Source organism: Streptomyces sp. NPDC029138, assembly GCF_055564375.1.
Genome location: NZ_JBVHWM010000024.1, coordinates 63,649 through 87,830 on the forward strand (window position 1 = coordinate 63,649; position 24,182 = coordinate 87,830).

Annotated in this window: 19 protein-coding genes and 3 pseudogenes; 9 read left to right on the forward strand and 13 right to left on the reverse strand. The window is 69.2% G+C overall.

What is annotated here, in order from left to right; translation table 11 throughout:
* Nucleotides 1–220: 220 nt before the first annotated feature.
* From ACZ4WH_RS20405 to ACZ4WH_RS20415, 3 genes are all read left to right on the forward strand, one after another.
* Nucleotides 221–1,096, forward strand: a complete 876-nt coding sequence (locus ACZ4WH_RS20405) for a helix-turn-helix transcriptional regulator (RefSeq protein WP_468182309.1) — start codon at nt 221–223, stop codon at nt 1,094–1,096.
* 172 nt (nt 1,097–1,268) lie between these two features.
* Nucleotides 1,269–2,105 carry an SDR family NAD(P)-dependent oxidoreductase gene (locus ACZ4WH_RS20410; RefSeq protein ID WP_468182311.1) on the forward strand — a complete coding sequence of 279 codons (837 nt, stop codon included), beginning with the start codon at nt 1,269–1,271 and terminating at the stop codon, nt 2,103–2,105.
* Between the two features lie 118 nt (nt 2,106–2,223).
* On the forward strand, nt 2,224–3,000 hold the full coding sequence (locus tag ACZ4WH_RS20415) for an SDR family oxidoreductase (protein WP_468182313.1): 777 nt from the start codon (nt 2,224–2,226) through the stop codon (nt 2,998–3,000).
* Between the two features lie 169 nt (nt 3,001–3,169).
* Here the strand turns inward: ACZ4WH_RS20415 and ACZ4WH_RS20420 are convergent.
* The 8 genes and pseudogenes from ACZ4WH_RS20420 to ACZ4WH_RS20455 all read right to left on the reverse strand — a co-directional run.
* Nucleotides 3,170–3,580, reverse strand: a pseudogene (locus ACZ4WH_RS20420) (class I SAM-dependent methyltransferase); the annotation flags it as partial.
* 13 nt (nt 3,581–3,593) lie between these two features.
* Nucleotides 3,594–3,809 (reverse strand): annotated as a pseudogene (locus tag ACZ4WH_RS20425) (3-oxoacyl-ACP reductase); the annotation flags it as partial.
* Nucleotides 3,806–4,777, reverse strand: a complete 972-nt coding sequence (locus tag ACZ4WH_RS20430; RefSeq protein ID WP_468182315.1) for a fumarylacetoacetate hydrolase family protein — start codon at nt 4,775–4,777, stop codon at nt 3,806–3,808. The gene ACZ4WH_RS20430 and the pseudogene ACZ4WH_RS20425, both read right to left, overlap by 4 nt.
* Before the next feature lie 95 nt (nt 4,778–4,872).
* Nucleotides 4,873–5,805: a VOC family protein gene (locus tag ACZ4WH_RS20435; protein ID WP_468182317.1), complete on the reverse strand. Its 933-nt coding sequence runs from the start codon at nt 5,803–5,805 to the stop codon at nt 4,873–4,875.
* Between the two features lie 4 nt (nt 5,806–5,809).
* Nucleotides 5,810–6,811 (reverse strand): amidohydrolase family protein, encoded by a 1,002-nt coding sequence (locus tag ACZ4WH_RS20440; protein WP_468182319.1) that lies wholly within the window; start codon nt 6,809–6,811, stop codon nt 5,810–5,812.
* On the reverse strand, nt 6,808–7,938 hold the full coding sequence (locus ACZ4WH_RS20445; RefSeq protein ID WP_468182321.1) for an FAD-dependent oxidoreductase: 1,131 nt from the start codon (nt 7,936–7,938) through the stop codon (nt 6,808–6,810). Before ACZ4WH_RS20445 ends, ACZ4WH_RS20440 begins: the two co-directional genes overlap by 4 nt.
* A 24-nt stretch (nt 7,939–7,962) precedes the next feature.
* The gene (locus ACZ4WH_RS20450) at nt 7,963–8,919 is read right to left on the reverse strand and encodes a cyclase family protein (RefSeq protein WP_468182323.1); all 957 of its coding nucleotides are present in this window, start codon (nt 8,917–8,919) and stop codon (nt 7,963–7,965) included.
* On the reverse strand, nt 8,916–9,917 hold the full coding sequence (locus ACZ4WH_RS20455) for a fumarylacetoacetate hydrolase family protein (protein WP_468182325.1): 1,002 nt from the start codon (nt 9,915–9,917) through the stop codon (nt 8,916–8,918). Before ACZ4WH_RS20455 ends, ACZ4WH_RS20450 begins: the two co-directional genes overlap by 4 nt.
* A 127-nt stretch (nt 9,918–10,044) precedes the next feature.
* On the opposite strand from ACZ4WH_RS20455, the pseudogene ACZ4WH_RS20460 reads away from it, so the two are divergent.
* Nucleotides 10,045–10,962 (forward strand): annotated as a pseudogene (locus tag ACZ4WH_RS20460) (LysR family transcriptional regulator).
* A 784-nt stretch (nt 10,963–11,746) separates the two neighbouring features.
* On the opposite strand, the gene ACZ4WH_RS20465 reads toward ACZ4WH_RS20460, so the two are convergent.
* Together ACZ4WH_RS20465 and ACZ4WH_RS20470 are read right to left on the reverse strand one after the other, a co-directional pair.
* Complete coding sequence (locus ACZ4WH_RS20465; RefSeq protein ID WP_468182327.1) at nt 11,747–12,769, reverse strand: DUF4331 family protein; 1,023 nt, start codon at nt 12,767–12,769, stop codon at nt 11,747–11,749.
* 620 nt (nt 12,770–13,389) lie between these two features.
* Entirely contained in the window at nt 13,390–13,710 is a 321-nt protein-coding gene (locus tag ACZ4WH_RS20470; RefSeq protein ID WP_468182329.1) for a transposase, read from the reverse strand.
* A gap of 9 nt (nt 13,711–13,719) precedes the next feature.
* On the opposite strand from ACZ4WH_RS20470, the gene ACZ4WH_RS20475 reads away from it, so the two are divergent.
* Together ACZ4WH_RS20475 and ACZ4WH_RS20480 are read left to right on the forward strand one after the other, a co-directional pair.
* Nucleotides 13,720–14,463, forward strand: a complete 744-nt coding sequence (locus ACZ4WH_RS20475) for an SOS response-associated peptidase (RefSeq protein ID WP_468182331.1) — start codon at nt 13,720–13,722, stop codon at nt 14,461–14,463.
* A gap of 319 nt (nt 14,464–14,782) precedes the next feature.
* A complete protein-coding gene (locus ACZ4WH_RS20480; RefSeq protein ID WP_468182333.1) occupies nt 14,783–17,254 on the forward strand; it encodes a SpoIIE family protein phosphatase in 2,472 nt (823 codons plus the stop codon).
* Nucleotides 17,255–17,906: 652 nt separating this feature from the next.
* Here the strand turns inward: ACZ4WH_RS20480 and ACZ4WH_RS20485 are convergent.
* Nucleotides 17,907–18,053, reverse strand: coding sequence for a hypothetical protein (locus ACZ4WH_RS20485; protein WP_468182335.1), 147 nt, complete (start codon nt 18,051–18,053; stop codon nt 17,907–17,909).
* A 299-nt stretch (nt 18,054–18,352) separates the two neighbouring features.
* Nucleotides 18,353–19,825: a dihydrolipoyl dehydrogenase family protein gene (locus ACZ4WH_RS20490; RefSeq protein ID WP_468182337.1), complete on the reverse strand. Its 1,473-nt coding sequence runs from the start codon at nt 19,823–19,825 to the stop codon at nt 18,353–18,355.
* Nucleotides 19,826–20,432: 607 nt separating this feature from the next.
* Here ACZ4WH_RS20490 and ACZ4WH_RS20495 point away from each other — a divergent pair.
* Nucleotides 20,433–20,981, forward strand: coding sequence for a DUF1062 domain-containing protein (locus ACZ4WH_RS20495; protein WP_468182339.1), 549 nt, complete (start codon nt 20,433–20,435; stop codon nt 20,979–20,981).
* A 238-nt stretch (nt 20,982–21,219) separates the two neighbouring features.
* On the forward strand, nt 21,220–21,468 hold the full coding sequence (locus ACZ4WH_RS20500; RefSeq protein ID WP_468182341.1) for a hypothetical protein: 249 nt from the start codon (nt 21,220–21,222) through the stop codon (nt 21,466–21,468).
* Between the two features lie 113 nt (nt 21,469–21,581).
* On the opposite strand, the gene ACZ4WH_RS20505 is transcribed toward ACZ4WH_RS20500, so the two are convergent.
* The gene (locus tag ACZ4WH_RS20505; RefSeq protein ID WP_468182343.1) at nt 21,582–22,622 is read right to left on the reverse strand and encodes a LacI family DNA-binding transcriptional regulator; all 1,041 of its coding nucleotides are present in this window, start codon (nt 22,620–22,622) and stop codon (nt 21,582–21,584) included.
* Nucleotides 22,623–22,949: 327 nt separating this feature from the next.
* On the opposite strand from ACZ4WH_RS20505, the gene ACZ4WH_RS20510 reads away from it, so the two are divergent.
* Nucleotides 22,950–23,897, forward strand: coding sequence for a carbohydrate ABC transporter permease (locus tag ACZ4WH_RS20510; protein ID WP_468182345.1), 948 nt, complete (start codon nt 22,950–22,952; stop codon nt 23,895–23,897).
* Nucleotides 23,898–24,182: the final 285 nt, after the last annotated feature.

Here is a 24,182-nt window from a genome sequence, read left to right on the forward strand (position 1 = left end):
GCCTTCCGTCGCTTTTATAAGCGTCCACCATGCAATACGAAACCTCGCGTACACTTTACGCCGAGTAAGCACCCGTCTTCATCGACAGGATATCCGGATTCTCCTCCCGTCACCCGGTCTACCACTCCCCTCCGGAGGACCGTAGGACCGCCGGTCCTGGGTGTAATACACCCACCGTCCGCAGATCCTTCCGGAACTTCTTCTCCCTAGTCTCAGAGGTATGGACAGCGCCACGCCTCCTGACACGGGTGAAGGGCTGGGTCAGTTCCTCCGCGCCCGCCGGGAACGCCTCAGCCCCACGGACGCAGGGCTGCCCAGCACCGTCCGTCGGAGGGTGCCCGGCTTGCGGCGCGACGAAGTCGCCGCCCTGGCAGGCGTCAGTTCGAGCTATTACACGCGGCTGGAGCAGGGTCGTGAGCTCCATCCCTCCCGGCGCGTGCTGGATGCCCTGGCCCGGGTGCTGCAACTGGGAAACGACGACGTCCGTCAGCTTTACCGGCTCGCGCAGCACCCCGGCCGGCGGACAAGGCGCCCAGCGCGAGTGGAGCGCGTCCGGCCCCACTTGCGGCAACTGATCGAAAGCTGGCCCAGAACACCGGCTTTCATCATCGGGCACGCCCAGGACCTTCTGATGACCAACCCTCTGGCCGACGCCCTTTACTCCGACTTCATGCAGCACGACAACGTACTGCGCATGCTCTTCCTCGATCCGGCAGCGAGGGCCTTCCACCGGAACCCCGAGCGGGCCAAGAACCGTGCCGTCGCAGACCTTCAGCAGAGCGCGGCAAGCACGCCGGACGATCCCCGCGTCCTCCAACTGGTCGGTGAACTGTCCGTCCGCAACAGCGAGTTCCGGGCGCTTTGGGCCCACGAGTACACCGTCGTGCCTCCGTGCGAAGTGGAGTTGGTGCATCACTCGGCAGTGGGTGACATCGAGCTGCGACCCGAAGCGCTCAACATCCGTAGCTCGCCGGGACAGCAACTCATCATCCTGCAAGCCGAGCCCAACTCACCCTCAGCGGATGCCCTCTCGCTCCTGGGGACCATTGCCGCCTCCGCCCAGCCCCAGGAGCAGGAGCCCGCTCCGGACAACTGACATTCCGGCGAACCCCTCTTTCGTTGATACGTCATCAAACCGTTCGGTTTCCTGGGTGTAGAACTCCCAGGAAGACCGCGGCCTTCATATGGCCATGGGTGGGGAGCACCATTGAATCCGTAAGCAAGAAAACCCCCGGCAACGGGGAATCAACGAAAGAGGTTTTCCTCCCATGGCTACTTGGTTCATTACTGGCGCCTCCCGGGGACTTGGCGCGGAAATTGCTCGTTCCGCCCTGGCGGCTGGACACAATGCCGTCCTCGCCGTCCGCAATCCGGAGCGCATTCCGGATGACCTGAAGAACGCCGAGAACGTCTTCGCGGTCGCACTGGACGTCACGGACAACCGCAGCATCCCGCAGGCCGTCCAGGCAGCTGTCGACAAGTTCGGCGGTATCGACGTCCTGGTCAACAACGCCGGCCGCGGCCTGCTGGGGGCGCTGGAAGAGATCACCGACGCCGAGGCTCGTTCACTGTTCGACCTGAACGTATTCGGCCTCATCAACGTCACCCGCGCTGTCCTTCCCGTAATGCGCAAGCAGGGGGCGGGCAAGCTGGTGCACATCGGATCCCGCTCCGGTTTCGAGGGCGAGCCCGGGGTCAGCCTGTACTCGGCATCGAAGTTCGCCGTCGCCGGCATCAGCGAAGCACTGTCGGCCGAGATGGCGCCGTTCGGCATCCAGTCGATGGTGGTCGAGCCTGGCGTGTTCCGCACCGACTTCCTCGACGCCAGTTCCCTGTCGGTCGCCGCGAACCGCATCGCTGACTACGACGACACCCCCGCGCACGTGACACTGGACTGGATCGACCAAGCCAACCACGCCCAGCTCGGCGACCCGGTCAAGGGCGCGGCCCTGATCGTCGAGGTCGCCTCCGGTGAGAAGCTTCCCACCCACCTGTACCTGGGCCGGGACACGATCGAGCGTCTTGAGGTCAAGATCCAACAGATCCGCGACGACCTCGAACCGTGGAGCGAGAAGTCCGCCGCCACCGGTCACGACGACGCCTGAGATCGTCTGCGGCTGGAACACCGCACCCTGCCAGGCGGTGGCCGCCCTCGACGCAGCCCGGCGCGGCCGGGCTCGAAATCCCCTCTCATCCCTTTCATCGAAGAATGAGGTCTTCGTTATGTCTGCTCTGCTTACCGGAACCCCCCTGACCGATCGTGTCGCCGTCGTATCCGGCGCGTCCAGCGGCATGGGCGCTGCCACCGCCGAACGCCTCGCCCAACTCGGTGCCACGGTGGTGGTCCTTGCTCGGCGCAAGGAGCGCCTGGACGGTGTCGTGAAGAACATCGAAGCGGGCGGCGGTACCGCCCTCGCCATCGCTGTCGACGTCACGGACCGCGAGGCCGTCCAGGGGGCCGCGGCGCAGGTCGCCGACCGGTTCGGCACCGCCGACCTGGTCTTCAACAACGCCGGCGTCCAGCTCATCTCGGGCATCGAGGAACTCAAGGTCGACGAGTGGCAGCGCCAGATCGACCTCAACATCACCGGCTTGATGAACGTCATCGCCGCCTTTCTCCCCCACCTCACCGACGCCGCCGCCGAAGGCAGGCCCGCCGACCTGATCAACACCTCTTCCATCGCGGCCACCCGGATCCTGGAGAAGTTCTCCATCTACTCCGGCACCAAGGCCTACATCAGCCACCTCACGCGCCTGCTCCGCGTCGAACTGGGCCGCAAGATGGTCCGCGTCGCCACCATCGAGCCCGGCATGGTCGACACGGAGCTGCCCGACCACGTCACCGACCCGGACGCCTCCAAGCTGATGGCGGACCTCATCCACGACATCGACGTCCTCAAGGGCGCCGACGTGGCCGAGACGGTGGCCTTCATGGCCGCCGTCCCCCGCCACGTGAACCTCACCGAGATCACCATCCTTCCGACCGCCCAGGCGGTCTGAGCAGTCCCACACGCCGGCAGAAGGCCGCGATGGACGACGGCGCAGCGACTCGGTGAAGGGACCCCGGTATCCGTTCCAGTCGCCATCGCGCTTGGCCCAGTAGTACCTGGACCGGAAATGCGGCGAACAACTCGGCCACGGTTGTCGGGAAGTCGCGGGTGAAGGGCGCGAGTCGGGCATCCTCCGCCGCGACCCACGGGACGCGGACGTCGGCTTCGTTCCACCACAGGGCCGGCACGCCGTGCGGGCGTAGTACGCGCATCGCTTCGGGGACGGAACAGGCCGGGTCGGTCCAGTGCCAGGCTTGGGCCTAGGTGATCACGTCGAAGCTGCCGGCGGCGAAGGGCAGGCGGTTCCCTTCACCCCGCACCAGCGGGACGCCAGGCTCGACCCGCCGCAGTTCCGCGGCCATGCCGGCGCCCGGCTCCAGGGCGACGACGCGGGCGCCGCGCTCGCGCAACAGCCGGGTGGCGATCCCGGTGCCGGCTCCGCAGTCCAGCACGTCGGCGCCGACCAGCATCCGGCCGGAGAGTTCCTCCCCGGCGTCGAAGAGGGCCGACGGATAACCCGGGCGGGTGGCGGTCGGCTCGGGGCCCGTACGACTCCTTCGGCTCGGCGGCGAGGTCGGCCCAGTCCTGTTCGCTGGTCACGTCGAGGCGACGGCAGTCTCCCTCCGGCCGTACCTCGGTGGCGATCACCCGTGCGCCCTCCCGGGGCAGCGCCTCCGCCTCCGCGGCGCCCTGGCCACGGGCCGCGCCGGTGACCACGACCACCTTGCCCAGCAGCCTCTTCGGGTGCGGGGCCCTCACGGCCGCTCCCGGGACCGGCGCCGGCCGGCGGGCAACGGCACCGCGTCCGCGCCGGGCACGACGGTGTTGGACACGCTGCCGATGCCTTCCACCGTGAGCGTGACGGTGTCACCGGGCTTCAGCGGCGGTGGGCTCTGTTCACCGCGCAGGCCCCACAGTTCGGCGAGGCAGCCGCCGTTGCCGCAGGTCCCGCAGCCCAGGACGTCGCCGGGCATCACCCGCGTGCCCCGGGAGGCGTAGGCGACCATCTCCTCGAACGTCCAGCTCATGTTGGACAGCAGGTCCCGGCCGACGACCTCGCCGTTGACCTCCGCGGTGAGCGCAAGGCGCAGGAAGCCGTCGGCGTCCCGGTACGGCTCCAGTTCGTCGGCGGTGACCAGGTACGGACCGAGCGTGGTCGCCGTGTCCTTGCCCTTGCAGGGTCCGAGGCCGACCTTCATCTCGGCGGACTGGAGGTCCCTGGCCGACCAGTCGTTGAAGACGGTGTAGCCGACGATGTGGTCCCTGGCCTGCTCGGGAGTGAGATCACGTCCCTCCCGGCCGATGACCACGCCGACCTCCAGCTCGAAGTCCAGGACCGCGGAACCGGGCGGCACGGGGATGTCGTCGTACGGGCCGTGGATCGCGTGCGGGTTGGTGAAGTAGAAGGTCGGAGCGGCGTACCACTGCTCCGGCACACCACCCATGCCCTCCAGGGACCGCCGGACGCCCTCCACGTGCTCCTCGAAGGTGACGAAGTCCCGGACGGAGGCGGGCTGGAGCGGCGGCAGCAGCCAGACCTCCGATACCTGCGGACCCGGCGGTACGTCGAGCGCCGCCGCGCCCGCGGCGAGCAGGCCGGGCAGACCGCCGGACTCCCGCAGCAGGCCGGTGAGCGAGGTGACGCCGGGCAGCGGCAGTAGGGTGCCGTCGTCCTCCACGACGGCCACGCGGCGGCGGTGGTGGTGTTCGTAGGCGGCGAAACGCATGGTGCGGCTCCTGGCGGGCGGGGCCCGAGGGCACGGCGGGACTGAGTCAGGGCAGGTGACAGGGTCGACCGCGCCCCCGGGAGCGAGGGGTGGGATCAGACCGGCGGGGCGACGAAGACGCCGCGGTCGGGGTCGTTGAACGACTCCTTGGCGACGAGTTCGTTCATCGGGTTCGCGGTGCCCCACTGGTCGGTGACCTCGGGCTGGGAGAAGTCGTAGACGTGCGGGTGCCAGGTGTCCTCGTCCAGGCACTCCAGCTCCGTCGTGTACTCGAGGGTGTTGCCGTGCGGGTCGAGGAAATAGGTGAAGGTGTTGTCACCGGCCATGTGCCGGCCCGGCCCCCAGATCTTCTTGAACCCGGCGCGGATCACACGGCCGGAGCCGCGCATGTACTCGTCGATGCCGCGCATCTCGAAGGAGACGTGGTGCAGGGAGGTGTGCGGGCCTTTGGCCAGCGCCATGGAGTGGTGCTGGTTGGAGATCCGCATGAAGTGCATGACCTCGCCCATGTGCGGGGAGCTGAGCGTGTCGGACAGGCGGAAGCCGAGGTGGGTCTCGTACCACTCCCGGGTCCGGTTCAGGTCGGGGGAGTTGAGGACCACGTGACTCAGCTTGACCGGGATCGACTCCTTCTCCTCGATCTTGCGGTGCTGCCGTACCTCGACGTCGGCGGAGACCTCGACGGTGCGGCCGTCGACGTCGAAGAAGCGGAAGCCGTAGCCGCCGCCGGGGGTGTCCACCTTGCCCGGCTGGGAGATCAACCGCACGCCGCCCGCGAGCAGTTGATCGGCGATCGTGTCGACGTCGGCCGCGCTCGCGGCGCCGTAGGAGACCAGGTCGAGGCGCTTCTCCTCGGCCTTGCGCAGCCGCACCACGTACTGCTCCGGGGAACCCTCGGCGGCCAGGAAGGAGATGCCGGAGTCCTCGGTGACCTTGGTCAGGCCCCAGACGCCGGCGTAGAAGTCGAGCTGCTTGTCGTAGTCGGGCACGGCGAGGTCGACGTGCCGCAGGTGGGTGAGCAGGCGCATGGGGTCACTCCTTGAAGAGGAGGGCGGAGGCGTTGCCGCCGCGTACGGCGTGGAAGTCGGCGTCGGGCAGTCCGGCCGCGCGCAGTGCGCCGACGGGGTTCTCGGTGCCCATGTCGAAGGGGAAGTCGGAGCCGAGCAGCACCCGGTCCGCGCCCGCGACCCGGACCAGCTCCCGCAGGACGTGCGGATCGTGGACGAGGGAGTCGAAGTACAGGCGCTTGAGGTAGCTGCTGGGCAGGTGGGCGCAGGCGGCGCCCGCGTCGGAGCGGGTGGACCAGGCGTGGTCGGAACGGCCGATGTGGGTGGGCAGATAGCCGCCGCCGTGTGCCGCGATCAGCCTCAGGCCCGGGTGCCGGTCCAGGACGCCTGAGAAGATCAGGTGGGAGAGCGCGACGGCGTTCTCCACCGGCTGGCCCACGGTGTTGGACAGGTACCACTGGTCCAGCCGCTCGTCGAGCGTGCAGCCGAAGGGGTGCAGGAGGATGATGGCGCCGGTTTCCTCTGCCCGCGTCCAGAAGGGTTCGTAGGCCGGATCGGACAACTCCCGCCCCGGCGCGTGGCTGGATATCTCAACGCCCAGCAGGCTCTGGGCCAGCGCGTGATCGAGGGCGCGTACCGTGTGATCAGGGTGCTGGAGGGGCACGAGCCCCAGCCCGCGCAACCGGTCGGGTGCGGCAGAACAGTGGGCCGCTGTCGCCTCGCCCGCGAGCCGGTACACCTTCTCCGCCGTCTCCTCGTCCGCCCAGTAGTGGTAGTGCGAGGGCGAGGGGCTGACCAGTTGCACGTCCACGCCCTGGGCGTCCATCGCGGCCAGCCGTACGGCGGGGTCGGTCAGTTTCGGGATGCGCTCGCGCACCATGGGCCCGCTCACGGCGAGGGCCGCCGGACCGTTGCGCCGGGCGTCCAGCGCTGTCGCCTCCGCCAGCCCCGGCAGGCCGGCCACCAGGGCCTCCACCTCAGGCAACAGCACGTGGGCGTGCACGTCGACGGTGGGGGCCGTGCTCACGGCAGCTCCCGGAGCATCGTCATCGTGCGACCCATCAGGCCGGGGACGTCCGCGTCACGAACGCCGTCGAGCTGCCACTGCCCGATCCGCACGGACGCCTCCACGACCGGGCGGACGCGGGCCACGCGCCGCTCGTAGTACGTCTGGAAGAGAGCGTCGTCCCAAGCCTCCCCGGAGGTGAGCGACTGGGCGAGCACCCACGCGTCCTCCAGCGAGAGTGCCGCGCCCTGCGCGAGCGTGGGCGGGCAGCAGTGCGCGGCGTCGCCGATCAGCACCACCCGGCCGCGGTGCCAGGAGCCCTCCACCAGCAGCCGGTCGAACCAGGTGTAGTTGACCTTCGCCGGGTCGGTGATGTGAGCGGTGATCTCCGGCCAGAAGCCCCCGTAGGCGGAGGCCAGGCGCCGCATCTCCTCGGCGTACGTCTCCGGCGGGATCGAGGCGCGGTCGCGGTTGGCCTCGACGACGTACGCGTACAGGGTGGTGTCGCTGGTGGGGCAGTAACCGGCGATGTAGGCGGGGCCGCCGTAGGCGAGGTCGGTGCGGACCACGCCGGCCGGGCGCGGGGCGGCGACGCGCCAGATGGCCATCCCGGTGGGTTCCGGCTTGTCGCCGATGCCGATCGCCGCGCGGGTCGACGACCCGAGGCCGTCGGCGGCGATCACCAGGTCGTACCGGCCCTCGCTGCCGTCGGAGAACCGTATCGAGACCCCGTCCGCGTCCTGGTCGACGATCTCGGCGGTCGTGCCGAGCCGCACGGAGGCGCCGCTGGCACGTACGGCGTCGATCAGGATCTGCTGGAGCTGCGGGCGCCGCATGCCGACGGTCGCCGGCAGGTCGTCGCCACCGGTGCGCAGATCACGGGCGACGTGCAGGACGGTGCCGTCGGGGGCGGTGATGCCGACGGAGCCGAAACCGAAGCCGGACGCCTTCACCTGTTCCCAGACGCCGAGTTCGCGCAGGACGCGCAGGGCGTTGCCCTGGAGGGTGATGCCGGAGCCGGCGGTGGCGTTCCAGTCGTCCTTGGCCTCGATCAGGTCCACCGTGAGGCCGGCGCGGCGCAGAAAGACCGCCACGGCGTTGCCTGCGGCGCCACCACCGATCACCAGGACCGTGCGGGCTGTGCTCATGAGGGAACTCCCTTGTTCCGTGCGTTACTTGACGGCGATCGGGTTGACGGGGGAGCCGACCGCGCCGGTGATGGGGAGAGGTGCGGCGGTGAGCCAGAATCCGTGGATGCCGTCCGCCGCGCAGTCCTCGGCGAGCGCCTCCAGGTCCCACATCTCGCCGATCAGCAGCCCGATGTTCGGGATGGCGACCTGGTGCAGCGGCTGGAAGGCGTTCTCGAACTCGTTGGGACGAACCTCGAAGCCCCAGGTGTCCGTGGCGATCGCGGCGATCTCGGTCGAGTGCAGCCAGCCGGCCGTGCTGAACGACAGGCCGGGCGCGGGGCCGCCGGCGTAGTCGCCCCAGCCCTCGCGGCGGGCCCGTGCCAGGTGCCCGGTGCGCACCAGCACGATGTCACCGCGGCCGACGGCCACCCCGTGCGCCTCGGCCGTCGCCGTCAGGTGCTCCTCGGTGATCGCGAACCCGTCCGGCAGCTCCCCGTCCTCGCCGATCACCCGGCCCACGTCGAGCAGCACGCCGCGCCCGGCGACGTACGGCGCCATGTGCTCGATGCCGGTGACGAGGTCGCCGTCGGAGGTGACGACCTGCTCGGCCGGGCGGCCGTTCCACGCCTTGCCGTGGTCGAAGATGTGGCCGAGCCCGTCCCACTGGGTCGAGCACTGGAGCGGCATGGCGATCACGTCGTCGGCGCCGCCGATACCGTGCGGGAAACCCTGGACGCCGAGGGCGGCGTCGGTGCCGGTGTCCAGCATGGTGTGCACCGGGTTGGTGCGCCGCCGCCAGCCCTTCTGGGGGCCGTTCATGTCGAAGGACTGGGCGAGGGAGAAGCTGACACCCCGTCGGACGAGCGCGGCGCCCTCGCGGCGCTTGCCCTCATCCAGAAAGTTGAGGGTGCCGAGGACGTCGTCCTCGCCCCAACGCCCCCAGTTCGAGTACGCCTTCGCGGCCTCGGCGATCGAGCCCTCGGGATCGCGCCGGTTCATGACGCCGTCTCGGCGACACATCGCGTGCGCTGCACACCGAGCCCCGTGACCGTGCCCTCCATGACATCGCCGTCGCGCAGCAGCCGGCCCCAGTGCATGCCGTTGCCGGCCGGGCTGCCGGTGAGCACCAGGTCGCCGGGGAGCAGGCGTGCGGTCTGGGAGACGTACGCCACCATGCGCGCGACCTTGAAGATCATGTCCTTGGTGGACTCGTCCTGCATGGTCTCGCCGTTGAGCTTGAGCCTGACGCGCAGGTCATCGGGGTCCGCGACCGACTCGGCGGGCACGATCCACGGGCCGAGCGGGGTGAAGCCGGGCGCGTTCTTGCTGCGCAGCCAGTCGGTGCCGATCTGCGGCATGTCCCGGCGGAAGACGGTGGCGCGGTCGGTCAGGTCGTTGGCGATGGTGTAACCGGCGATGTGCTCCGGCGCGTCCTCCACCGGCACCCGATAGGCCGGCTTGCCGATCACGACCGCCAACTCCAGTTCCCAGTCCGGCTTCTCGGCCCATGCGGGCAGGACGACATCGTCGTACGGGCCGGTGATCGAGGTGGGCAGGCCGAGGAAGACGTACGGCAGATCCTCCGCGGCCCGCCGGTCCATGATCTCGGCGGCCTCCGCGCGCCGCTCGCTCTCCGGCCGGTCGTCACCGGGGGCGCGGTGGGCGACGTGCAGGTCGATGACGTGCTGCCGGTAGTTGGCGCCCGACTGGAACACCTGACGCGGTGTCACCGGTGCGTGCACGCGCAGGTCCGTGACGGCCGTGCGGGCCAGGCCGGTGTCGGCCGCGAGCGCGCGCAGCTGCGGCAGGGCCGTCTCCCAGCGGTCCAGCAGGTCCAGCACGGTCAGCCGTTCGTCGCCGAAGGCGTCCCGCAGATCGAGGGCCTGGCCGTCGGGGGTGACGAGGGCGGGGAATTCCGGCCCGTCCGGGGTCGAGAGGGTGGCGAGGGCGAACGGTCCGGCGAAGAGCGCGGACACGGGTTCGGGTTTCACGGACATGTCCTCCTGATTGCGGTGGCACTAATCTGGCCCCGCTGCCCGCGATCAGGGAAATCGATTCTGTGGATGATCGGCATCCACAGTGTTTATTCGCCCCGTTCGTCGCACTACCGCAAGGGACCCATCCGTGAACCTGGCCCGTCTCGATCTCAATCTCGTCGTCGCCCTGCGCGCCCTGCTGGAGGAGCGAAACGTCACCCGGGCCGGGCAGCGCGTCGGTCTCAGCCAGCCCGCGATGAGCGCGGCCCTCGCCCGGCTGCGCCGGCACTTCGACGACGACCTGCTCGCCCGCGTCGGCGGCCACTACGAGCTGACCGCGCTCGGCCAGGTGCTCCTGGACCGCACCTCCACCGCCTACGACATGCTGGAACGCCTCTTCTCCAGCCAGGCCGACTTCGACCCGGCCAAGGAGAACCGCGAGTTCAGGCTGGTGGCGTCCGACTACGCCGTCGCCGTCTTCGGCACCGAACTCGCCCGCGTCGTGCACGAGGAGGCCCCCGGCATCCGGCTCCGCTTCACCCATACCCCGCCGACCGTGGTCGACGACACGGCGAACCTGCTCAGCGCCACCGACGGCCTGCTCATGCCGCACGGCGTGATCAGCGACTTCCCCGCCACCGACCTCTACGACGACCGCTGGGTGTTCCTCGTGGCGCGGGACCACCCCAGCGTCGAGGACCGGCTCACCCGGCGCGACCTGGCCCGGCTGCCGTGGGTGACGTACCAGCGCACCTACGACGCCCCCGCGGTCCGGCAGCTGGGCATGCTCGGCATCGAGCCGCGCGCCGAGGTCTCCGTCGACAGCTTCTAGCTCCTGCCCCTGCTGATCGCGGGCACCCGGCGCATCGCCTTGATCCAGGCACGGCTGGCGCGGCTGCTGGCGCCCATCGCCGCCGTGCGGGTGGTGGAGCCGCCCTACGAGGCGGTGCCGCTGCGTGAAGCGTTGTGGTGGCATCCGGTCCACACCCATGACGCGGCCCACATCTGGCTGCGCGAGACGGCCGCGCGGGTCGGGGCTCGACTGCCCCGCGCAGGCGAGGACTGACACGGTCACCGTGCGGCGACCGATGGGACCCGTACACCTACCGCATCGCCGTCTGCGCGAGCCCGCCGGGCGCGGAGGTTCGGCCTACGTGCACGACCGGCTGATGCCCGGTGACCGGGTGGGCGTCGGCGGGGCGCGCAACCATTTCCCCTATGCACCGGCCGACTGCTACCTGTTGATCGCGGGGCATCGGGATTACGCCGTGATGCCGATGATCCAGCAAGCCGAACTGGTCGGAGCCGAGCGGCAGTTACTGCGGTACGCAGGTGACCGCTCCATGCCCGAAACAAGGGCCGGGCCGTGGTCCTCCTCGACGACGGGCTCGCCACCGGTGCCACCGCACACGCTGCCCCTCCGGCATATGCGCCGCGAGCGCCCGCCTGATCCTCGCTGTCCCCGTCTCCGAGGACACGATCTAAGCCGCGGCGGCAGCGCTCTCGGCCGGGTGACAGACATCGCAGGTGATGCGCCGTGCGGCGGGAATAGCCGTACCCGAACCAGAAGCCAAAGCAAGAGGGTCGTCGGTGATGTGCGCGTGTTTGCCACAGACTCCAGCCCCGCAGCGAGCGCACACCGCGACGGCGGTGGGCGGGGCAATGGTGATGGTTCCGGCCTCATACGCGCGTGTGCAGTCGAAGCATTTCATGGCGTTCCATCCATGCCGAACGAGGGAATCGGCCCCATTCGTCATGATGACACCGGCCTCAGCGCCATGCGAGTTGGATAAGCAAGTCGATACCACGCACCGCTCAGCTCACGGTGTCTCGGTGCCGCGCTCGGCGGTTTACGCCGGGACCACGTACGGGAAGTGTTCGCTCCGCATCTGCTGGGCGACGGAGTGATCGAGGCCGGAGGGCACGGCGGTGTTGGTCACGACCGAGAGCATCGCCTCGGGGGCGTTGTCGGCCTGGGTGCGGCCGTTACGGGTGACGAACCCGAAGGTTGCAGGGGTCGCGACCACGTAGGGCAGTACGTCGGGGAGCAGCTGCTCGGCCACGGTCCGGCCGTAGCCTCGGGGGTCGGCCGATGTCCCGGTGGCCGCGACGACCGCGGCGACCTGACCGGCGATGAGCCGACCCGCAGCAGCCAGGTCCTCGGACGGGTGCCGTGTATTGGCTGGGTCGGAGAAGTCGGTGTCGTTGGGCCAGAAGATCGGCCACATCATCGGGTGGCCGGCGCGGTTGATCTGTCGCCATCCACCGGCGTCGGTGGCCAGCTTCGTCGCGCACCACACGCCGATGCGCGCCCCGGGCCGCAGGTGCGCGTGCTCATGCGAGACTTCCAGCACGATCGTCTCGACAGTGGTGCCGTCGAAGCTGTTCTGTGCCTCCTGCGGTCGCCAGGCCGACAAATCCGCTGCGGTGCCCTTCGCCACTGCCCCGTTGACGACGGCGAGCAGGGACAGGTCGATGAAGAAGGGATCGGCGATGCGTCCGGTCCAGAGGCGAGTTCCCGCCGCGCTGGCCGTCTCGTTGGTGCGGCCTTCCAGTACCAGCTCGCCGTCGGCGGCGTCCTGGCGCGCCTCCTCACCGGTCAGCATGTGCAGGCGCAGGGCCTGCCGCCCTTCTGCATCGGGTTGACCGAAGGAGACCCGGTAGGTCAAGGTCTCGAAGTCGGCGCCATCGAAGTGGACTTTGAACTCGTAGCGGGCCTCGGGATGAAAGCCCGGCTCGGCGTAGACGCCGGTGATGTTCGAGTTGACGTCCATGACGAAGACGGTGCTGCCCTCGCCGGGGAAGACGTACAGGTCATCAATGAACAGCTGGCCGCTCTGAGCGGCAAGGGGGGTATCGAGATGATGGGACATAAGGGGTCCGTTTTGTATCGCGACTGCAATCAAAAGTGCCTTTGACGAACTGGCCGCTTGCTCGTCGACGACCAGCTCAGGTTGCACTACACCACCACTCCCAAACGCTAGCTCGCTTTGACGAACCCCGCAGGTCGGCAGTGACGGCCGCACCCGGGGCGTTCTTCGAGGAGTTGCTCGGCGAGATGGACCGGGCCGAACAGGCTTCGTACGACCTTGCCCCTGCTCTGAGCGGCTGCATGAACTCATTGCTGTCTACTGCCGGTTCGCCGAACACAATTCGACGCCCTTCCGCATGATGTCCGGCGCCCGCGACCGGCACCAGGACCGTGTGGTCGGCCGTCCACGGCCGCCTCCTGCTCAAAACAGCGCAGGACCACTGTGGGACCTGGGTGACGTGCCCAACTGACGCGCCGCTGCTTGAGGCGGTTGGTGCACTGCTTGACAGTGTTGTGTTGTTTGTCGGGCTCATGCTCGCAGGCCGGTGGCCTGCCGCCCCGGCTGCCGCGACGTAGGTCGCGCGGGAGGAGTACGCCTTGTCGGCCAGGACCACATCCCGTGGTCAGTCCGGCGCGGGAGCGGCCGATGGCGTGGTCGCCGGGTTCGTCTGCCAGGGCCCCCTATTCCCGGTCCCGGCCGCGTGCTGGTGGGCACGCACGGTCGTGGAGTCGAACCGAGACGGCCCGGTTGAGGTGCTCGTCCGCGTCGGCCTGGGCCGTCAGCGCGGTGAACAGCCGCTCCCAGGTGCCGTCGACGGCCCACGTCCGCGGCCGGTTGAAGGCGTCCCGCCAGTTGCCATACTTCTCCGGCAGGTGGACCCACCGCGTTCCGGCCCGGAACTTGAACGTGATCGCATCGATCACCTCCCGGTGGTCCCGCCACCGGCCACCCCGCCTCGGCGTGCGGTCCGGGAGCGATCGGGGGAGCCGTCGCCATGGCACAGTGAGGGTATGTGCGGCCGCTATGTCTCCACCCGCAGTCCGCAGGACCTGACCCGGCTCTTCGACGTCACCGACTGGCGCCCCGACGAGGCACTGGCCCCGAACTGGAACGTGGCGCCCACCGACGAGGTCTACGCCGTCCTCGAACGTCCGCCGCGCAAGGACGGTGCCGACGAACCAGCACGCAGGGAACTGCGGCCGTTGCGATGGGGCCTGGTTCCGTCGTGGGCCAAGGACCCGAAGATCGGCTCACGGCTGATCAACGCGCGCGTGGAGACGGTGCACGAGAAGCCCGCCTACCGCCGCGCCTTCGCCAGGCGCCGCTGCCTGCTCCCGGCCGACGGATTCTACGAGTGGACCGAGATCAAGGACTCGGCCACCGGCAAGCCCCGCAAGCAGCCGTACTTCATCCACCCCGCCGACGGGCAGGTGATGGCACTCGCCGGCCTGTACGAGTACTGGCGCAATCCGGAGATCAAGAGTGACGACGACCCGGCCGCCTGGCTCTTGACCTGCACCGTCATCACCACCGAGGCCACCGACGCGGCCGGCCGGGTCCATCCGCGCATGCCGCTCGCCCTCACCCCGGACCACTACTGCGCCTGGCTCGACCCTCAGCACCATGACACCGAGGACCTGCGCGCCCTGCTCAGCCAGCCCGCGGACGGCAACCTCTACGCCCGACCCGTCTCAAGGGCGGTGAACGACACCCGCAACAACGGCCCCGACCTGCTGAACGAGGTCACCCCCTAGAGACCGGCAGTCGCAGCTACGAAGCGATGGGGCGCCGCGCGTCCTTCATCTCGGAGCGGGTGCGGATCACGGCGTCCGCGACTGGCTGGACGGCCTCCGCCCTGGCCGACGACCCGACCGTGCGGGATATCGTCCAGCCGCAGCAGTTTGTGCCGTTCGTCCTCCAGAAGGCGGCGGCCGACGGGGATGCCGGCTCCTCCTCCGTGACGACCTCGCGTTCGGCCCGCTCTGCGCCGCAAGGACGGTCGGTGGTCAATGCCCGGCACAGATCACCGCGCCCGGCTGGGCTTCGGCGTTCTGACCTGCGCACACTGGATGCATGCGCGGGTTGACCGCCAGTGGGGCGGCTGAGCGTGAGGACTTGCTCGCGGCCGCCGTGGTGGAGGCCGTGGAGGGGACGAGCGCGTATGCGGGGAGTATCTTCCTGCGCTCTCGCGACCGCAGGTCGATCGTGCTCGCCGCGACGTGCGGGGTGCCGCCGTCTCTGCTGGGCGGCTGGCGCCTCATCGCGGCGAGCAGTCCGATTCCGGTCGCTGTGGCGTACTCGTCCGGGCGCACGATCCATCTGGCGAACGCCGAGGAGACCATGCGGCGCTATCCGCAGCTCGCGGTGGCCCTGCCCTATGCCTTCGGCTCCTGCTCGGTGCCGGTGCGCACAGAAGGTGAGCTTTTCGGATCGTTGGCGATCGTGTTTCCGGCTTCACCGGGCAGCGAGGGGTTGTCCAAGGCCCAGCGTCGCCGCCTGCGGAGCGTCGCCTGTCGGCTCGGTGACGGCTTGGCCGAACTCTGCGCCCGTACCGGTGAGCCTGTCGAGTGGGAACCGGGGACGGCGGCCGTCGAGACCCCCGCTGACTCGGCCGCGTCCGTGCAGGTGGGCCTGTTCGACTGGGACCTCAGCTCCGGCCTCCTCAGCGTGGACGACACGTTCTGCGCGATCTTCGGTCTCGATCCCACCGCTTTCGACGGACGCCCCGAAACACTCGCGGCGTGCCTGCACCCCGGTGATCGTGCCGCCTTCCGGGCCTGCGCGCGCGAGGCAGTGGGCGAGGGTCGGATCACCGGGCGTCGCCTGCGCGTACGGGAACACAGCGACGGGGGTGAAAGACATCGCACGGTGCAGCTGTGGGGCCGTGTGCCGGAAGACGAGGACCCGCGCGCGGTCACACATCTGGTCGGCGCCGTCCTGGACGCCCGGGCGGGCGGCGTGGCCGTCGCCGCACTCGAACGGCTGTCGGACGGGCTGTTCTCCCTCGCCCCCGACGGACGTGTCACCTACGTCAACCGCCGTGCACTGCGCCTGCTGGATGTCGCCGCCGACGAGGTACTCGGCCAGTGCCTGTGGGACGTACTTCCGTGGCTGTCCGACCCCAGCGTCGAGTACCGGCACCGCTCCGCCATGATCTCGCAGGCGCCGTCCTCCTTCCTGGTGAGCCGGCCGCCCGACCAGTGGCTCGCCTTCTCCCTCCACCCGCAGCCCGACGGGGTGACCGGACAGGTGATGCCGACCACCCGTCCCTCATCGGACCAGGCGGCCCCCGCGCCTTCACCGACGGTGGCAGCCGCCACCGCACCAGCGCGCCTGGGCGCGATGTACCACGTCCTTCAGCTCAGCAGCGCGCTGACCGAGGCAGTCACCACACGCCAAGTCTGCGAAGTCGTCTCCGACCAGCTCCTGCCGGCTTTCGGAGGCCAGCAGATGGCGATCTATGTCGTCCGCAACAAAACGATGCGCCTTCTCCACCACACCGGCCACCACGAGACGTTCCTCGACTGGCTCCAGGGCGTTCCCCTGCACGCCCGCCTGCCGGGAACGGAAACCCTCACCTCCGGTGTCCCCCTCTTCATCGAGTCCCAGAAGGACCTCGTCCGGGGCTACCCAGGCATCCCCACCGGAGAGGTGAGCTCCTGGGTGTACCTGCCGCTGCTCGCCTCCGGCCGTCCGGTCGGCACCTGTGTCCTCGGCTTCGACGCGCCCCATCACTTCACGGAGAAGGACCGCAGTGTCCTGACCGCACTCGCCGGTCTGATCGCCCAGGCCATGGAACGAGCACGGCTGTACGACTCGGAGTTCGCCGTCGCGCACGGCTTGCAGCAGGCGCTCCTGCCGCACCGCCTGCCCAGAGTGCCGGGCATCCGGACCGTGGCACGGTACCTGCCCGCCACCAGCGGTATGGACATGGGTGGTGACTGGTACGACGTCGTCCCCACCGACAGAGGGGTCTGCCTGGTCATCGGTGACGTCGAGGGGCACAGCATCGCCGCCGCGGCCACCATGGCTCAGCTGCGCAGCGCGGTACGCGCGTTCGTGGCCGCCGGCCAGGCACCCGGCAACGTGATGTCAGGGGTCAACCGAACCCTCATCGAGCTCGACAGCGACCTGCTGGCCAGCTGCTGCTACATCCACCTCGAACCCCATCGCGATCACGCCCACGCAGTCACCGCCGGCCACCCCGCCCCCCTGCTCCGCCTCCCCGACGGCACGACAAAGGCCCTCGACCTCGACGTCGGAACAATCCTCGGCGTGGACCCCGCGAGTGCATACGTTCCCAGCTGTTTCGCTTTCCCGCCGGGATCCGTCCTCGCCCTCTACACGGACGGCCTGGTGGAGAAACCCGGAATCGACATCGGCATGGAGATCGAGCGCCTGCGAGTATCGCTGGCCCACGCCCGGGCGGACTCACTGGACGAACTCGCCGACCGGCTCCTGCACCACGCCCGCGGTTCCTCCTACCGGGCCGACGACATCGCCCTACTGCTCACCGAACACGGCTCCGGCCCGACGGCGACATGACAGGTGGTTTCCGATCACGTCGAGATCAGCGAGAGCGCCGTGAAGATGACGCTCTGGGACAGCGAGCCGCGGCTGCCGGTCGCCCCGCGCCTGGGGTGATGTGGTCGACCATGAGTACAGGCGGGCCGAGCGCTACCTCGCGGCCCTGGAGGACTGCGTCACTCCCGAGGGGGCCCGCGTGGAGGCCACGGCTGTGGCGGAACTGGTCCACTGACCTGAGTTCGAGGGCGGAGTGAGGGCTCACAGGTCCAGAACCAGGTCCACGGGCGGCCGGGAACAGCAGATGAGAGCGTTGCCTTCGGTGGGTCGGTCTATCGGTTCCGGCGCGTAATCGACACGGCCCTGGAGCAGGGCGGTCTCGCAGGTGTGGGAGACGCCGGTGCGGCAGGATTCCGACGTTCACGGCGACCAAAGTAGCCATGGGCCGTCTCCTCTCCACGTGGTAGGACGGTGGCTGAACCGCTCACCGGCCTGGACGACCCCGCACGGGTCGTCGGTCATGGGGAGGCATCGCCGTGGTCGCCGGTCTGCTGGCGAGAACGCTCCGGATATCAACGCCGCCTACCACCGTCTGGAACCCATGCGGCCCTGCGAAGTCTGAGACGTCTGAGAAGAGGAGCATCGCTCCGGCATCAGTAGTTGCTGTCAGCGGTCATTCCTCGCGTTCGAATTCAGCCTGGGCGCGCTGCGCGTCCAGCTCATCCTGCGCCGCCTTGTAGATGTCGGCGACCACGTTTTTGGCACCCTGGGCGTCGGATTCTCCGGAGAGGCGTTGAACACTGTCGACCCACTCGTCCATCCGTTGTGGGGTCTCGCTATTTTTCCTCATCTTCCGTTTGTACTCCTCTCGTGGACGCTTCGCCTGTGGGTGATGAAGCGGCTCTGATCGGAGGCCAGAAGCTCTGGAACCGTGCGGTGGCCAGGCCGATTCCGGTGGTTTCCGCGTCTTCGCCAAGGGCGAGGCAGTTGCGAGGGAGCGGCGCGGCTGATCCGGAGCAGGACCGAGCCGTCCATGCTGGTCTTGGCCAGGAACTCGATTTGGCGCCGCACGCGGACAGGCGTGCTGAACGTCGAATGCAACTGCATCCGCAGGGCGTCTCATCCCCTGAGGGCCGCGTGGCGCTGCCCGCGCAACGTCTCCAGGAGACGCAGCCAGATCTCACTCGCCGTGGGATAACTGGGCACCACGTGCCAAAGGGTGGACACGGGTACGCGTCCCACGATGGCCGTGGTCGCCGAGTGCACCAGCTCGGCGATCCCGGCGCCGACGAATGTCGCTCCCACCACCACATCGTCGGAACGGTCGACCACGAGCTTGGCCCGCCCGCGATAGTCCGAGCGCATGACGTACGTCCCGGCCAGCGCGGCGAGATCGTACTCGACGATCTCCACGTCGATGCCCGCCTCTCGGGCCTGCTGCTCGCTGACGCCGGCGCTGCCGACCTCCGGGGTGGTGAAGATGACCTGGGGTGACCCGATGTGCCCCGCGGCGGCGGACGGCAGTTCGGCGGAGCCGGCGGCTCGTGCCGCGATGGCGTCTCCGGCGATACGCGCCTGGTACTTGCCCATGTGCGTGAGGAGCGCGAGGCCGCACACATCCCCGATGGCGTAGAGCCAGCTGCCCTCCGCCTCCCGTACACCCTGTTGATCGTCGACGTCGAGGAACCCGCCCGGGGACAGCCCGACGGTTTCCAGGCCGATGTCGTCGGTGTTCGGGGTGCGGCCGGCGGCGACGACGACCTCGTCGGCCACGATGATCGTGCCGTCGTCCAGGGCCACGCTCACCTCACCGCCGTGCACGCGGCCCTCGCCCGTGTCACGGGCGTCGGACCGCTTCACCTGGGACATGCTGTGGCCGAGGTACAGGCGGACACCCGCGCTGCCCAGTTCCTCGCCGACGAGTGTCCCCGCGAACGGCTCATTGCGGGCCAGTAGCCGTTCGCCGCGATGGACGACGGTCACCTCGGCTCCCAGACCGTTCAGCCAGGTGGCCGCCTCGCACGCGACGACACCGCCACCGAGGATGACCACCCGACGCGGCACCTCACTCATCGTGGTCACATCGCGTGACGTCCAGGGAAGCGCGGCACGCAAGCCCGGAACATCAGGCACGGCCGGACAGGAGCCGGTGTCGACAACCACCGCATGCCTGGCCGTCAGCGTTCTGGCCGAACCGTCGGGCCGGCTCACCACGACCGTGCGCTCACCGTCCAGTCGTCCATAACCGCGTACCACGTCGATCCCGGTGTTCAGGGCCCATGTCACCTGGGAGGTGTCGTCCAGTCCGTTGATCACGCGGTCGCGCCGGTCGAATACGCCAGCGGGATCCAGTCGCGCCGACACTCCGGGCAGATGGGCGGCGGCGTCGACCACCTCCACCGGCCGGAGAAGGGCCTTACTGGGCATGCACGCCCAGTACGAGCACTCGCCGCCGAGCAGGTGGTTCTCGACGAGCACTGAGGACAGGCCGGAGAACTGGCTTGCGTACTGTGCGGCGTTCTCACCGGCTGCGGCACCGCCGAGGACGATCACATCCCACTCCGACCGATCCGGGTCCACCGCTGCCGTCATGGGTACCATCCGATCGCCCTTCCGCTGTGAAGGCGCTGCATGCTTTGCGGTGACAGCAGGTGCCGTGGACCGCGGCGCATGACGGTGAGGCGTTGGCAGTCAGCTCCTGCGAGCCTCCCGACATGAAACCAGCCTAGGGGCCGTGGAACGTTCCCGCTCGACAACGATCAGTTGCCCGTGTCCCGGTGCCTCTGCGCCGGGAACGGCTGCGCTCGGCCGCTGCCTTCCGTGCCATCAGAGCAGCCTGCTCGATGAGGAGGGCGGCCGAGACTTGCGTGGTCAGCCAGTCCTCTGTCTGGGGCGGCGGCCGCTACCCGTCCGTGATGCCACGGCATCCGCCCCCTGCTGTCGAGCCTGATCCGCTGGGACGGGAGGCCCAGCAGGAGAGCGCCGGTCTACCGCTCTCGCGGGCCGGCGGTGAGGCGCTCGAAAACCAGTGGAGCGGCCCCGCTGTGCGCCATTACCGTGCTGCCCAACCAAGTCGGCCAGTCAAGGACGTGCCGTTGTACACCGTGTGAGACCTCCCGAGTGCTGATTCGTCGCGCGTCGCGCATGTGCGCCGCGCTCCTTTCTGCTGCGGACTTCTCACTGGAACCGGTGTACTTCTGTGCTCAAAAACTGGGTGGTCGTGCCCACCTGCCTGCCGCTCGTTCTCCTCCGTTGCCACGCGTGCGCGTCCGAGCGCTTCCGGGCAAGCGGAAAATTTCGCGTCAACGCACACCACAAGCTCATCGACGCATGGCTCCTGGCGCTCTGCACCGCTTGCGGGGAAACCGTGAAGCTCACGGTCCTGGAGCGGATGAACGTGCGCTCCGTACGACCTGAGCTGCTGGACCGGCTGCATGACAACGACCCTGGCCTGACAGCCGAGCTGCTCCAGGATCCGGTCGTGCGGCACCGTAATCGCATCGCCCTCGACTGGGACAACGCCTGGCGCCTCGACACCGGCGGATCGGATCACCTGGACCGCGAGGTGATCGACGTATCGGTCCGCTTCGCCGCGCGGATTCCTGTTCGGCCGGTGCGACTGATCGCTGAAGGATGCGGTCTCTCGCGGGCCGAGGTCGGCAGACTGCTCACGGAGGGGAAACTCGTCTCGGCGGTCCGGCTGAGCGGCAAGCTCTCGGGCGACTTCACCTTCACGCTCAAGCGCTGAGCCCTGAGCCGTGAGTCCTCCTCGGGACCGGGGGCCTGTCCGGCAAGATCCGCCGGACAGGCCCTGGCCTTCTCGGCGGGGCGCACCGCGTCGCCCTCGTGCGGTGATCAGTAACGCATAGCCGAGCCGACTTCATGCTGTCCCACGCTGCCCGCGTGCCCGGGAACGGAGGGTCGCCGTCACCCTCCAGGACGCGACGACGCAGTCGCGGGACCTGGCCCGACACCCGAACGTCGCGGTGGGTTACCTGCCTGCGGCCAAGGGGCTCAATGTGCGCGGCGACTGGTACGACGTCGTGAACCCGCCCGACGACGCCTCCGCTGTCGCGGTGGGCGACATCGTCGGCACACCGACGGGCTCATCGAACGCCGACCTGCCGCAACACCCGGCCGCCTGGTTCACCACAGACCTCCCCACAACTGCCCGGAATCCTGCCCGTGGCGCCGTCGGCCTGCCCAGAGCCGGTGCCCGCAGTGGCCGAGGCTGAGCAGATCCTTTCTGCGGCGGGATGATCACGGGCGCAGGCGCCATGGACGCTCGCCAGTCCGGTGCGGGGGACAGGAGGGGCACCGCAGCGTCCGTACGGATCGCCCCGTCGCCCTACGCCGCCCCCGGAGCCGCCGTGGTGCGGCGCGGTACCAGGGTCGGCGAGAGCTTGACCTGTACCGACGGCTTGCCCCGGTCCGCGATCCGTTCCAGCAGCAGGCGGGCGGCGTTCCTGCCGATCTCGCGGCCCGCCTGGTCGACGCTGGTCAGCGAGATGGGGCCGAGCGCGGCGAAGGTCGTGTTGTCGTATCCCGCCACGGAGAGGTCACCCGGCACCGACAGCCCGGCCTCCGCGACCGCTTCCAGTACACCCATGGCGACGATGTCCGCTCCCGCGAACACCGCCGTCGGCCTCTGGGGCCGCGCGAGCAGCTCTTTCGCGCCCTTGTATCCGCCTTGCTGGGTGTAGCTGGTGGAGACGACGTCGATCTCCGCCTCCAGTCCGAGGTCCCGCATGGCCTGCCGATAGCCGTCGGCGCGCTGGGCGTTGGGCATCTCGACGCTGCGCGTGGGGTCGGTCTCGTGGTGCTCGATGTGGGCGATCCGGCGGTGTCCGAGTTCGGCGAGGTGGCCCACGACCAGTGCGGCGCCGGCCACGTCGTCGTCGGCGACGGTGTCGTACACCGGGGAGTGTCCGTGTCGGCCGACGACGACGGTCGGAACGGCGGAGGCGACGTGTTCGAGATGGGCGCGCGACGAGACGGGGGCGACCAGGACGAGCCCGTCCATGCCACGGTCGATCATGGCCTCGGTGACGCGGGCCTCCTCCTTCTCTCCGTTGCACCCCGGGCCGAGGAGTACCTGGTAGTCGGTGTCGGCCAGACCGCCGGTGACGCCGTCGAGGATCTCGGGGAAGAACGGGTTGCGGATGTCGGGCAGCATCACGCCGATGGTGTACGTCTGTCCACGCAGCCCGCGTGCGGCCGCCAGGGGTCGGTAGCCCAGCTCGTCGATCGCCCGGCGCACCTTGGCCCGCATCTCGGGGCTGGCTCCGTAGGCGTTGCGCAGCACCTTGGACACGGCGGTGGTGGACACCTGGGCATGACGGGCGACGTCCACGATGGTGACGCGACGGGGCGTGGCGGGTGGCTCCATCGGGCTTCCTCCGACGCCGTGGGCAACGTTGGCGGAAAGTGTACGGCCGAACCTCCCGCTCGGTAAGAGAGATCATGTGTGACGAGCGGGGTGGTGCGGCCCGTCACCGTAACAATCGCGCAGCGTGCGCGGCATCTTGACGTCACGCGGAGCGCTCTCTAGGGTCTGGCAGAACCCGTGGGAAACGTTACCCACCGGACTACAGGCGTGTCCCCTCGTCTCATCCGCACCCCACAACCCAGGAAGTCGGCAGGTGCCTGAACCCCTCCAGCCGGTGCACCCCTCACCGGGCCCGCTTTGAAACGTTTCAAGGAAGTAGGTCCGCCCGTGACTCTCGCTCCGAACGCCCAGCTCCCGGACCGCGACCACCCTCCGGACCGTGCCTCCGTACCCGCTGCCCGCCGTGCGCGCACCACGCCTCCCTGGTGGTTCATGGCGCCGCCTCTGCTCCTGTTCGCCTTCGTCGTCCTCGTGCCGAGCGCACGCGGCGTGTACTACGCGTTCACCGACTGGGACGGCCTCGATCCCCACTACTCCTTCGTGGGCCTGGGCAACTTCGCCGACATGTTCCGCGACGCCGACGCGGTGCAGGCCGTTTGGCACACACTGCTGATCGCCGTGTCCGTCACGCTCGTCCAGAACGGGGTGGGGCTGCTGCTGGCCCTCGGCGTCAACCCGGCGATCAAGTCCCGGAACGTGCTCAGGGTCCTGCTGTTCGCCCCGGCCGTCATCACCCCGATCGTGACCGCCTACCTGTGGCGCAACCTGCTCGGTCCGGCTGGGGCGGTCAACAGCCTGCTCGGCGCCGTGGGCCTCGACGCCTGGCGGCAGGACTGGCTGGGCAGCCCCCGCCTGGCGCTCTGGGCGGTCGTCGGAGTGATCGTGTGGCAGTTCGCGGGCTACTCGATGGTCATCTTCCTGGCCGGACTACAGTCCGTGCCCCAGGAGATCCACGAGGCCGCCGCGCTCGACGGAGCCGGTCCCGTCCGCCGCTTCTGGTCGGTGACCAGGCCGCTGCTGGCCCCCGCCCTCACCATCAATCTGATGCTGTCGGTCATCGGCGGGATCAAACTCTTCGACCAGGTCTACGCGTTGACCGGCGGCGGCCCCGGCCACGCGACCGACACCCTGTCGACCCTCATCTACAAAGACGCCTTCACCCTCGGCGAGTTCGGCTACAGCATCGCGCTCGCGGTGGTCCTGACGATCATCGTGGCGGTCGCGTCCGCCGGACAGTACGCCATGCTGTCCCGCAGCGAGAGGGCCGCGTCATGAACCGTTACCGCCCGCGCACCCTCGCCCTGGAACTGGCGATGATCGCCGCCGCCCTGGTCGTCGGCTTCCCGGTGTACGTCCTGGTCAACCTCGCCGTACGGCCGGCATCGGACACCTCGTCCCCCATCCACCCGACCAGCGCGCCGACCCTGCGGAACTTCACTCACGCCTGGCAACAGGGCGCGCTCGGCGGAGCGTTGGCCAACAGCGTGCTGGTGACCGTGTGCAGCGTCGTGATCGTGCTGGCCGTCTGGAATGAAACGATTCAAATCCTCGACTCACCCG